At 68.1% G+C, this 11,712-nt stretch carries 10 protein-coding genes and 1 pseudogene; 1 reads left to right on the forward strand and 10 read right to left on the reverse strand.

Annotated features, from left to right (window positions below):
• Positions 1-15 precede the first annotated feature (15 nt).
• Positions 16-1,170 (reverse strand): hypothetical protein, encoded by a 1,155-nt coding sequence (locus tag VB777_RS08625; RefSeq protein WP_323248353.1) that lies wholly within the window; start codon positions 1,168-1,170, stop codon positions 16-18.
• 43 nt (positions 1,171-1,213) lie between these two features.
• Entirely contained in the window at positions 1,214-2,434 is a 1,221-nt protein-coding gene (locus tag VB777_RS08630) for a F420-0:Gamma-glutamyl ligase (protein WP_322758660.1), read from the reverse strand.
• A 125-nt stretch (positions 2,435-2,559) separates the two neighbouring features.
• Here VB777_RS08630 and VB777_RS08635 point away from each other — a divergent pair, with 125 nt between their 5' ends.
• Positions 2,560-3,939, forward strand: coding sequence for a PhoH family protein (locus VB777_RS08635; RefSeq protein WP_323248355.1), 1,380 nt, complete (start codon positions 2,560-2,562; stop codon positions 3,937-3,939).
• Positions 3,940-3,942: 3 nt separating this feature from the next.
• Here VB777_RS08635 and VB777_RS08640 read toward each other — a convergent pair whose 3' ends face one another.
• From VB777_RS08640 to VB777_RS08675, 8 genes and pseudogenes are all read right to left on the reverse strand, one after another.
• Entirely contained in the window at positions 3,943-4,722 is a 780-nt protein-coding gene (locus tag VB777_RS08640) for an SIMPL domain-containing protein (RefSeq protein ID WP_231597934.1), read from the reverse strand.
• Between the two features lie 216 nt (positions 4,723-4,938).
• Positions 4,939-5,898: a sensor domain-containing diguanylate cyclase gene (locus tag VB777_RS08645; RefSeq protein ID WP_322758658.1), complete on the reverse strand. Its 960-nt coding sequence runs from the start codon at positions 5,896-5,898 to the stop codon at positions 4,939-4,941.
• A 185-nt stretch (positions 5,899-6,083) separates the two neighbouring features.
• Positions 6,084-7,502, reverse strand: a complete 1,419-nt coding sequence (fumC, locus tag VB777_RS08650; protein WP_323248358.1) for a class II fumarate hydratase — start codon at positions 7,500-7,502, stop codon at positions 6,084-6,086.
• A 60-nt stretch (positions 7,503-7,562) separates the two neighbouring features.
• A complete protein-coding gene (locus tag VB777_RS08655) occupies positions 7,563-8,141 on the reverse strand; it encodes a thylakoid membrane photosystem I accumulation factor (protein ID WP_323248360.1) in 579 nt (192 codons plus the stop codon).
• A gap of 72 nt (positions 8,142-8,213) precedes the next feature.
• Complete coding sequence (locus VB777_RS08660) at positions 8,214-9,890, reverse strand: DUF3685 domain-containing protein (protein WP_323248362.1); 1,677 nt, start codon at positions 9,888-9,890, stop codon at positions 8,214-8,216.
• 105 nt (positions 9,891-9,995) lie between these two features.
• The gene (locus VB777_RS08665) at positions 9,996-10,358 is read right to left on the reverse strand and encodes a Fur family transcriptional regulator (RefSeq protein WP_197159322.1); all 363 of its coding nucleotides are present in this window, start codon (positions 10,356-10,358) and stop codon (positions 9,996-9,998) included.
• 250 nt (positions 10,359-10,608) lie between these two features.
• Entirely contained in the window at positions 10,609-11,397 is a 789-nt protein-coding gene (gene hisA, locus VB777_RS08670; RefSeq protein ID WP_322758813.1) for a 1-(5-phosphoribosyl)-5-[(5-phosphoribosylamino)methylideneamino]imidazole-4-carboxamide isomerase, read from the reverse strand.
• A gap of 57 nt (positions 11,398-11,454) precedes the next feature.
• A pseudogene (locus VB777_RS08675) lies at positions 11,455-11,688 on the reverse strand (TIGR02450 family Trp-rich protein); the annotation flags it as partial.
• Positions 11,689-11,712 lie beyond the last annotated feature (24 nt).

Genomic DNA, 11,712 nt, shown 5'->3' on the forward strand with positions numbered 1-11,712 from the left:
GCTTGATGGCCTGGCTCAGTGGTCCCGCAGCGGGGAGGGAACCGGGCGCCGGCGGGGCTGCAGGGGTTCCAGCAGGGCGGTGAGGCGTTTCATCGCCGGGTGGACCACCGCCCGTTCCTGACGGCGCCAGACGCTGCGGGCCATCAGAATCCGTTCGCCGCAGGCCTCTGCACCGAGGTGCTCCAGCCACTGGTGCGGCGAGGGCTGGGTCTTGTCGCAGGCCAGCCACAGGGGTTCGGTCGGCGTCAGCTCGGCCGCCAGGCGCTGCAGCAGCAGTTCGGTGGCCGGACCGACCAGCTCCACCCAGCCCGGATGCACGCTCAGTTCAACGTCGTGGCCCCCGCCGGGATGGTCGCCGAGCCAGCGCACCCCCGCCACCGCCTGATCCCGACAGGGATCGACCAGCATCCAGCCGCGGTTCTGGCTCTGATCCAGCAGATCTTCGGGGCGGCGATCGAGCAACTGGCGCAGCTGGGCGGGGCAGGCGGCCTGCTCCAGATGCCAGAGCAACGGTCCGGAGCGGCGCTGCAGGCGACGCAGCTGCAGCTCCGATGGGATGGGTTGGGGAGCCTGCCCCTGGGGTTGCCAGCGCCAGATCCGGTCGGTGCGCAGGGGCTGAAAACCCTGTTCGCGCAGTTGGGCCTGGCGGTCGGTGTCGAGGCTGGCGGCGCTGGCGATCCAGCTGGTGGCTCCGGTGGTGCGCTGGATCGCTTCCCGCAGCAGGGCCACGGCGACGCAACGGCGACCCGGATCGCCCTCCAGTCCACGGGCCAGCCGCAGATGCTGCACCTGCCAGCAACTGCCGGTGCGGTTGAGGGGACGCACCACCACAAGTCCGAGCGGCAGGCTGGCTCCGAAGAGCATGCGTGTCGCCACCAGCACCTGGGGAGCCAGGGGCTGGCGGGGGGTGAGGGCATGGATCAGCCGGGCCGGCAGGGCCAGCAGCACGGCCCGCTGCAGCAGCGGCTGGAGAGGCAGGAAGGCCGGATCATCGAGGAGCGGCAGATGCCAGGGCTGCAGCGGCTGCACGCCCCAGTCGGCGGGAATTCCTGCCGATGGCGGCGTAGCCGCGGCGTGATCGGCCGGCTGTGAACTGCCTTCACCCGAGCTGGTGGCGTGCCCAGACGTGGATCGGGCAGCGCTGATGTTGCGGCTGATGGCGGCTGGCACGGCGTTCCCGCAGCGTGGCGACCCTCGCAGGCCTTTTCCCAGTTTAGGCCGGGCGTACCAGCACAAGCGGCGTGCGCTCGTTGGCATTACCGGCCGGATTGGGCCGCAGGGCTCGCTGCAGCAGGGCTTCATCGCAACCCTGGCTGGCCGCCAGCACCTTGACGCGGCCCAGATCGTTTACATCCACGACCGCCACACCCACACCGAGGGCGGCAGCCAGGCGTTCACAGACGTCCTCGGGCTGATGCGGGCCCAGCACGATCGTCTGGTCGTAGGGGGGGGTGGTGCCGGTGATGTCGTCGATCAGGCGGGCCTGATCCCCGGCCAGTCGGTAGAAGCCACCCTTGAGCCCCACCAGCTTCATGGCCGATCCCGCCAGCCAGGCACAGAGCACCCGCGCCGGACCCACCACATCGATCAGGGTCTGCAGCCCGCAGGCACTGGCCAGGCTGCTGGTGGGATGGAACACACGGCAGAGCAGACGGGCCAGCATCGAGGGCTGCACCGTGGCGGGATGGTGGTAGCGGCCCTGCATCACCGCCAGGGGCGTCTCGCCGATGGTGAGGATGTCGCCGGGCTGCAGCAGAGGGCCGGCGTAGCGCTGCAGCACAGCCTCGGGATCGTCGAGCACCCCCAGCAGATGGGTGCGGATCGGCAACACCCGGCAGCGTTCACCCTCGCGCCAGGGGGCCTCGACCTCGGTGAGCACACCAGGCTTACGCAGGGGGACCAGCAGTCCGTCACGCCGCTCGAGTCGGCCGAAGGGGCCGTAGTTGATCCAGAACACCTCCAGCCAGAGGGTGTCGAGCAGGGAGCGGAGGTCCACGTCTGCCGCTGCGCTGATCCGTACCGAGACCTCCACCTCGGTGCTCTTGCGGCCCTTGAGGATGTAGGCGAACCAGTAGCCATCGGAGCGGGCGTCTTCATCCGGGTGATGGGGCGTCACCCGGGTGGAGACGCGGAGTGCGGAGAGATCACCGCGGCCGAGCAGCACGGGATTGACCCGCAGCTCCGGCACGAACACCTCCATGCGGGGGTGGGGATTGCGCAGCGTCAGGCTGCCGCTCAGCTCCACGCTGCCGCCGCTGCCGGCATCGCCCTGTTCACCTGAGCTGCCGCCTGCGTTGCAGCGCTGCACCCGCCAGGCACCGGAACTGAGCCGCAAGGGCGATGCGGGCCTCAGGCGGTGGCGCAGCTCCAGCCACAGCAGGGTGAGGCCGAAGGCGAGGGCCACCAGCAGGATCGAGGGGAGCAGCACGGGCAAGGGCGGGGACAAAAGAGCTGGGAATCGGCGCCGCCGATCCGATTCGCTACGAGGCGCGAACGGCCGGAGCGTAGATGGCCTGGCCGCCCTAGCTTCGCCAGCACCGATCGGGCGAGAGCTCCGGTATGCGCAAGACCTTCGTTCTCGACACCAATGTGCTGCTGCACGACCCCGAGGCGATGCGTCGCTTTGAAGACAACAACGTCGTGATTCCGATCGAGGTCGTCGAGGAGATCGATCGCTTCAAGCGCGATCCCTCTGAAAAGGGGCGCAATGCCCGCCAGGTGTCGCGCCTGCTCGACGACCTGCGCAGCCGCGGCAATCTCTCGGAAGGAGTGCCGCTCGACGGCAGGGATGGCGGACACCTCAAGGTGGTGTTCTGCCGCAGTGAAACCCTCACCCAACTGCCGCCAGAACTGAAGGCTGGCAATGGCGACAACAACATCCTGGCCGTAGCCCTTGAGCAGCGGCTCTCGGAGGTGATGGGCAGCCAACCTCCGGTGGTGCTGGTCACCAAGGACACCAACCTGCGCATCAAGGCCGATGCGGTGGGACTCACCGCGCAGGATTACACCACCGACAAGGTGGACATCGCCGATCTCTATCCCGGCGTCTGCGAGGTCTGGATCGACGCAGGCCGGATGGATCAGGTCAAAGGAGATGGGGGACTGGCGATCGCGGCGCTGCCGGATGGGGCCATTCCCGGCGGATCGCTGCAGGCCAATGAAGGGGTGATGCTGGTGGATCCAGCCCAGCCCAGCCACACCCTGCTGGCCCGCTATGACGCGGCCGATGGGGCGATCCATCCGCTGCAGCGGGTGACGAAGGTGAAGCTGGGCCGGGTACAGGCCCGCAACCGCGAGCAGAGCTTTGCCCTCGATCTGCTGCTGGATCCGGCCGTGCAGCTGGTGACATTGGTGGGCAAGGCGGGCACCGGCAAGACCCTGCTGGCCCTGGCGGCGGGGCTGCATCAGGTGGCGGATGAGCACCGCTACGACCGCATGCTGGTAACGCGGCCGGTGATCTCCCTGGGCAAGGAACTCGGCTTTCTGCCGGGGGATCTGGAGGACAAGATGGGTCCCTGGATGCAACCGATCATCGACAACCTCGATTTCCTGCTCGGCGGCGAAGACCGCGGGTCGATGCGGGCCGGCCAGCGGGGGCCACGCAACAGCTGGGCGGATCTGAAGGGGATGGGCTTGCTGGAAGTGGAGGCGATCAGCTACATCCGCGGCCGCTCGATTCCACGCCAGTTCATGGTGGTGGACGAGGCGCAGAACCTCACCCCCCATGAGGTGAAGACGATCGTGACCCGGGTGGGCGAGGGCACCAAGATCGTGCTCACCGGCGATCCTTATCAGATCGACAATCCCTACGTGGATGCGGAAAGCAACGGCCTCACCTGGCTGGTGGAGCGCTTCAAGGGCCAGCCCCTGGCGGGCCATGTCACCTTGCTGCGTGGTGAGCGCTCGGCCCTGGCGGAACTGGCGGCCAACCTCCTCTGAGCCTCACTCCACCCGGAAGGTCACCCCCATGATCGCCGTGATGTCCTTGTCGATGGTGCGGGTGTCGTAGGAGCCACCGTCGCCGATGTCCGTGGAGTTGGGACGGGTGATCTGGAACAGGCCAGTGTCGGCGTTGGTGATCGCGCCGATGCCGCTGCCGGCCTCGCGCGCGATGGCAACGGCCCGCTGCCGCGCATCACGGGTGGCCTTGGCGAGCATGTCCACCCGCTTCTCCGCCAGCTTGGTGAAGGTGTAGGCCGGCTCCTCGATCGTGAGCGGGATGCCCTCGCCGATCAGGCTGCCAATGCCGGCCGAGACCCGCGCGATCCGGTCCACATCGGGGCTGGCGATGCGCAGGGTCTGGCGACTGGTCCAGCTCACCGATCGCAACTCGCCGGTGCGGGGATCGCGCACCTCCTCCCGGTCCGAACGCACCGGATCAAGCGAGAGCTCCGCCGCCGCGATGCCCTGCTCCTGGAGCCAGGTGCGGCTGCGTTGCACCAGCGGCTGCAGGGCCTGCCACGACTCCTGCTGGCTGGCGCCGCCGGCGCTCACCACCACCATCCAATCGGCGAAGTCGCTGCGGATCCGTTCGGTGCTGGCGCCGGTCACGGTGATGGCGTCATTGGCGCGACGGAGCCCCTTCACCGCCACGGCACTGGCTGTGACCAGTCCAACCCCCAGCACCGCCATGGCGAACACCAGGGGCGGTGTGCGCCGCAGCGGACCCAGAAAGGCGGCAGCGCTGCCCCGATCCGGGGCGGGAGATGCGGGAGTGGACATGGCAGGACCTTCGCTGGTCCGATGCAAGCGCCGCTGGGTCGGAGTGCAGCCCTACGTAAGGAAAGCTTACGGTGGTCCCTAGAGCTGATCTGATGGGCGAAGGATTGCAATGCCCCTTCTCGGGCGCGGATGGATGCCAAGGTTCATCCACTGGTGCCTCGCGAGTGCATGGTGCATCCAATCAGCAAGGAGACGTGAAAGGATAGTTCAGTGATTCTAGCTTTTCTTTCGTTTCGCCTGGTACATCAGAGCATCTCCCTCCTCGATCAGATCAGAGATGCTTCCATGGCGTGATGGATCGAAGGCAACGACCCCGCAGGAGAACTGCAAGTCCCACGTATTCTCGGGTTTCTGTTTTTCCTGAATGGCTGCAAGCTCCAGGGCTGCCACTGCCCTGCGCGCGTCACTCACGGTGACGTTGACCAGCAATGCCACGAACTCGTCGCCTCCCAACCGAGCGACCAGATCCGAGCTGCGGAAGGCCACCGCCAGCAGTGAGGCGAACTGACGAATCAGGCCATCGCCGGCGGCGTGGCCCCTGGTGTCGTTGATCGCCTTCAGCCCATCGAGATCGAAGAACACCAATGTTGCCGGGAGCTTCTGGCGCTGGCAGAGCGTAAGGCCGTAGGCTGCAAGATTCAGGAATCCCCTCCGATTCGTGATCCCGGTGAGTTCATCGGTGATCGAGAGCTGGAAGCCGGCCAGTTCACTCTCCGCGATCTGCGCCAGATCCTCCAATGTGGCCAGATCGTCGTCACACAGCTCGCGGGGTTTCTGATCGATCAGGCAGAGGGTTCCAAGGGCAAAGCCTTGGAGATCCTTCAAGGGCCTGCCTGCGTAGAAGCGGATGTGCGGCTCGCCGGTGACCAGGGGATTGTGCGCAAAGCGTTGGTCTGCACGGGCATCGGGAATGAGGAAGATGTGGTCTTCCAGGATGGCGTGTGCGCAGAAAGCCACATCGCGAGGGGTTTCAGTTGTATTCAGCCCCATGCAGGATTTGAACCACTGCCGGTTGGCATCCACCAGGGTCACCAGGGCGATCGGCACATCAAACAGGCGTCGGGCCAGCCGGGTCAATCGATCAAACCTCTCTTCGTTGGGACCATCCAGAAGCGCGCTCCGCTGCAGTGCCTCCAGGCGCAGAGCTTCATCGGCGGGGAGTGCAGCGCTGGTCATGGAACGGAAGCGAGGGGTTCAGCACACCTGGGATCATCCTGCTGGGCAAGAGTTCATTCAGGCAGAGAATGAAGGGATTTGCGCCATCTGGAGCCTGGTCTGCAAGGCTCTTCAATGCTGCTTGCCCTTGGAGTCGTTGGCCGTACGGGTGAAGCCCCACCCATGTGCCGGATTTCTCTGCAGGCTCACACCATCTGCTCGGGTTGCACCCAGTGGTCGAACTCCTCGGCCGTGAGGTCGCCCAGCACCAGGGCCGCTTCCCTCAGGCTGAGCTGGTGCTGGTGGGCATGCTTGGCGATCGAGCAGGCCCGGTCGTAGCCGATCGCCGGCGTGAGCGCCGTCACCAGCATCAGGCTCTGATCCAGCAGCGCTTCGATGCGGCCCTCATCCGGCCGCAGGCCCTCGATGCAGTGCTCCCGGAAGCTGGAGCAGGCCCCCGCCAGCAGCTCGATGCTTTCCATCGCATTGTGAGCAATCAGGGGCTTGAACACATTCAGCTCGAAATTTCCCTGGCTGGCCGCCATCTGCACGGCGGTGTTGTTGCCCATCACCTGCACCGCCACCATGGTGAGGCTCTCGCACTGGGTGGGATTCACCTTGCCGGGCATGATCGAGGAGCCCGGCTCGTTCTCCGGCAGGATCAGCTCCCCGAGGCCGCAGCGGGGGCCGCTGCCGAGCCAGCGGATGTCGTTGGCGATCTTCATCAGGCTGCCGGCCAACACCGTGAGGGCGCCATGGGCGGCGGCCAGCGGTTCGTGGCCCGCCAGGGCCTGGAACTTGTTGGGCGCGCTGGTGAAGGGCAGCCCGATCCGTTGGCTCAGGCGGGCGGCCACCTTCTCGCCGTAGCCCCGCGGGGCGTTCAGCCCCGTGCCCACGGCGGTGCCGCCGATCGCCAGCTGGCGCACCTGGGGCAGGGTGGCCTTGAGGCTCTCCAGGCCCAGCTCCAGCTGGGCCACGTAGCCGCCGAACTCCTGGCCCAGGCCAAGGGGCACCGCATCCTGCAGGTGGGTGCGACCGATCTTGATCACGTCGGCATAGGCCTCGGCCTTGGCCCGCAGCGCCTCGATCAGGGCCTGCAGCGCTGGCCTCAGTCGACGTTCAAGGCCAATCACCACGGCGATGTGCAGGGCCGTGGGGAAGGTGTCGTTGCTCGACTGGCTGAGGTTGACGTGATCATTGGGATGCACCGGACTCTTGCTGCCCAGCACACCGCCAGCGGCCCTGATCGCCAGGTTGGCGATCACCTCGTTGACGTTCATGTTGGTCTGGGTGCCGGAGCCGGTCTGCCACACCCGCAGCGGAAACTCGCCATCCAGCTCGCCGTTGGCCACCGCCTCGGCCGCAGCCACGATCCGCTCCGCCAGATCGGCGGTGAGCTTGCCCTCCTCGTGGTTCACCTCAGCGCAGGCCGCCTTGAGCTGAGCGAAGGCATGCACCACCTCCAGGGGCATGGCCTGCCCGAAGCCGAAATAGCGCAAGGAGCGCTGGGTCTGGGCTCCCCAGAGATGGCCGGCCGGAACCGCCACCTCACCAAGGCTGTCCGTTTCGATCCGGGTGGCGGCAGCACCGGGCTGGGACGGAGAGAGAGGCGGAGACGGGGGCACGATCTGGGGCAGGACCTGGGCTGGGACTGGATCAGAAACTGGACAGGGATCGGGCCACCCTCAGCGGCTGGTCACCACCTCGGCATTGAGTTCGTTGAAGCTGACGGTGGTGCTGGTGGCCTGCCCTTCCGGCAGGGCGATCCCGGTGGCGCGGCTCACAGCATCGTTGATCGCCTCGAGGTTCACCTGGCCGGCGGCGTCGAGCAGCACCGTGCCGTCTCCATCCAGCACCACCACCTGGGGCACGGTGCCCTTCCAGTAGTGGGCCGGATCGCTGCTGCCGCCATCGGGGCGGTTCTGGAGCGGATCGGTCACCAGGGGCAGCAGGTCGACGTTGTTCCCCCAGAGCCGCTGCAGCTCCGACACCACCGGCGAAAACTGCTTGCTGGCGGCTGAATCATCGAGGTAGTAGATCACCACCGACGGCCGGTGAGCCGCCAGGGCGTCCGCCAGGCTGTTGCGGGGTGGCACGAGCGACCCGTTGCCGGCGTAGAGGGCGTAGATGTTGCCGTCGTAGTTGTCGTTGGTGAGCGAGGCCTGGGCTCCGGCGGGCAGGGCGACCAGGCCGAGGCTGAGCAGCAACAGCGCCACCAGCCGGGTGATGGCGCGCCGCAGAACACGAAGCAGGGCCGAAGACAACAACGGGCATGGGCGGGTGGCGCCATTGTGACGCGCGCCCGTCTGGACTGACCTGGCCAGCCCGGCAGGGGATCAGCTGCGCCCCACACTGCGGCCCATGCCCTGCAGGATGCCGCGGCCGATCAAGCCCAGACCGCGACCCACCACCTGGGTGAGGAGCACCACCACGAAATCGCCGAGCCGGCGCAGCAGGGCCTGGAGCTGGGGAGCCAGGGCATCGCGGCCCTCCAGCGCCAGGGTGACCAGCTGCTGCCACCAGCCCAGCCGGCGCAGTTCCTGATCACGGGGCTCGGTGAGGGCGAGGGTCTTGATGGCACCCTGGTCGAGCCGGAACAACTGCCGCCGGCTTTCGTAGAGCAGCACGGGCCGCTCGAACCATTCGCTCCAGCGCTGCTGGGCGCTGAGGCGGTTGCGCAACCGCTCCAGGTTGCGGGTCGAGAGCAGTTCGGGCCGCAGCAGATAGCGGCGCAGTTCCGGCCAGGCCCCGCAGCAGGCCAGCACATCGAGGCAGATCAGCTCCGCGCTGCGCACCAGCCAGTTGCTGACCAGCAGTTCGAGGTGGAGCAAGGCCAGCGGTTCATCCGGCGCCAGCAGCCGTCCGTCGACCATCACCGGCTGGGCCTGAACCAGGCTGATCAGCATCGGCTGGGGATCGGGCAGTTCCGGATCGTCGTCGGTGAGTGCCGCACTGGCCAGCAGGGTGTCGGCCACGGGCCGGAGGCTGCCATCGCAGGGCAATTGCACGTAGGTGCCGGCCATGCAGCGCAGGGCCTCGCGGCGCAGCTCCGCCTGCCAGGCCTGCCAGCTGTCCTGCAGGGCCACACCACGCTGGTTGTCCTGCATCAGCCGCAGGCGCAGGCGGTCGAACTGCTCCAGCAGGGCCAGCAGCAGGTCTTCCCGGCGGCTGGGGCTGAGCCCCTCAAGGGCCAGCAGCAGGCCACTGTGGTTGGCCAGCTCGGCGCGGCAGGTCTCCTGCAGGCGGGCTCGGATCGCCTGCCAGACGCTGCTGGCATCCCGCTGGCGCAGGGTGAGGCTGGTGCTGGAGCGGCGGGTCAGGGCCGTGCCGCTGGCCTCAGCGGGGGGAGACGGCAGCTCCGGGATCTCCTGGCTCCAGGCCAGCTGGGCCGGTGCCCAGATCCAGAGCAGCAACTGCCGGGCGACCCGCAGCTCCCGCTGGCGGCCCTCCAGCAGCAGTTGCTGCAACAGGCTCTGCGGCGGCGGATCGAGCAGGTGGGCGCAGAGGGCCAGATCGGCATCGATCTGCTGCAGACCGCTGAGCAGCAACCACTGACCCAGCCCCAGCACCGGCGCGCTGCTCGGCGGAGCCGCCGCTGCGCTGCCGCTGGCAGCGAGGTGCACCACCCGCCCGCCGGCCAGCAAGGTCGTGATCGCCTCCAGCAGAGCGTCGGGGTCGGGGTCCTGCAGCAGTCCCTGCACCGGCAGAGCCAGCCACTGTTCGCGCCGGTCGGTGGCCCCGGCGGGCAGGGTCAGCAGGATCGGTGCCGGTTGCCAGCGCTCCTTCAGGTGCTGCACTTCGGTCAGCAAGGCCTCAGGTGCGGGCAAGGGGGCCGCCAGGCACCACAGGATCAACTGCGGCGCACCCTGAAGCGTCTCGGCAGTGAGGGCCACCCGGTAGCCGCTGGGCTCACCGCTGAGCAGGCTGGCCAGCCCATGGCGCAGCAGGGGGTCGGCCAACAGCAGCAGCTGCGGAACGGAGTCAGGGGGCGACGAGCCCGATGTGGAACGCACGCCCAGGGGCACGGAGTGGGCCCAAGGTACCGATCACTGCCTCAGAACTCCAGAGGTGTGGCGGGTTGACAGGATGGACTGACCAGGTGCTTTGACGGGGTGAACTCAGCGGCGTGGCCGGCCGGTGAGATGCAGGGTGTACGACTCGATCGCGAATCCGGTGAGCTCTTCGATCTGCCGAACCAGGGCTTCGGGCAGCACCACGTCCAGGTCCTGGATGGCGCCGGTCTCGCTGCAGGTGAGATGGCTGTGGGGATCGGCGCGGTAGCCATAGAGCCGGCCATTGGCGCGGTCGAGGCATTCGATCACGCCGGCCGATTGGAGCGCCTCAAGGTTCTGATAAACGGAGGTATGGCCGATGTTGCGGCCTAGATCGTTCAGCTTCTCGAAGATGTCGCGGGCACTGAGGTGATCCCGTTCGGCCCAGAGCAGATCCAGCACCATGCGCCGCTGGCGACTGAGCCGCATCCCCAGATCGCGGCACCTCTGATACACGTCGTCGACGCTGCCGGGCAGACGGGGCTCATCAGAGTTGAGGCCAGAGTCTTCGGTGGAGCCGGAGGCGGCCAGGGATTCGGCGGCAACGCATCCCGCTTGAGCATCAGCCGACCCAGCCGGTGCCGGAGCGACGGATTCGGCGGGGGCGGCGACCACGGGTCAAGCGAAGTGGGTATGGCTCTGTTATAGGGGGGCGACAGCTGTAGGGGGGGGGAGCGGTTCAGGCGACGACGCCCCCACCGAAGCCCAACGGTGCCCCCAGCGGTGGCACGTCCTGCAGTCGACCCTCACCAACTGCCTGCAGCGCATCGGCCAGAGTGAGGCGCCCGTCGTAGAGGGCCCGGCCCACGATCACGCCCTCCACCCCCAGGGCCTGCAGCGGCAGCAGCGACAGCACATGTTCAAGGCAGCCGATGCCACCCGAGGCGATCACCGGCACCGGGCTGGCGTCCGCCATGGCGCGCAGGGCCTCCAGGTTCGGGCCCGCCAGGGTGCCATCGGTGGCGATGTCGGTGCTGATGATCGCGGCGATGCCGCTGCCGGCGAAGCTCTGGGCCAGGGCCGTGGCCTCCACGGTGCTCTCCTCGATCCAGCCGCGGGTGGCGACCTTGCCGTCCTTGGCATCGATCCCCACCACGATCCGGCCGGGATGGCGCTCCGCCAGCCGCAGCACCAGCTGCGGCTGCTCGATCGCCACCGTGCCCAGAATCACCCGATCCAGGCCGCAGGCCAGCAGCTCCTCCGCCCGCTCCAGGGAGCGCACGCCGCCGCCGAGCTGCACCGGGATGTCGAGGGCGGCGGTGATCGCCTTGACGGCCCCATCGTTGACCGGCTCGCCGGAGCGGGCGCCGTCGAGATCGACCAGATGCAGCCGCTCCGCTCCCTGGCGCTGCCAGGCGAGGGCCTGGGCCACGGGGTCGTCGCTGAAGCGGGTCACCTGGTCGTAGTCGCCCTGGTGCAGCCGCACGCACTGACCGGCCAGCAGGTCGATGGCGGGGAGAATCTGCATGGGGCGGCGGTGACTGGCCCCATCTTCCCTGGCAGGCAGGGACAGCCAGCCGCTGCACCAGAGGCTGGGGTCGTGCAGCTCCGGCAACGGCACCAGCAGCCGGAAGCCGGGCTGGAGCACCGCCTCCAGTTCGGCCGCGCAGGCGGCGATCGGATCGCGCGCCCGGCCCCGTCGACCCACCAGTGTGAAGTGGCGATAGCCCTGGCTGCGGGCCAGGCTCCTGTCCTGGGCCGTCCAGTGCCGGGCCAGCTGCCGCCGGCCAGCCCCGCGGCCCCTTGGCTGTGGTGTCATCGCAGATCAGCCTCTGCGCGCCGC

Source organism: Synechococcus sp. CCY9202 (genome assembly GCF_034931685.1).
Taxonomy (GTDB): Bacteria; Cyanobacteriota; Cyanobacteriia; order PCC-6307; family Cyanobiaceae; genus CBW1002.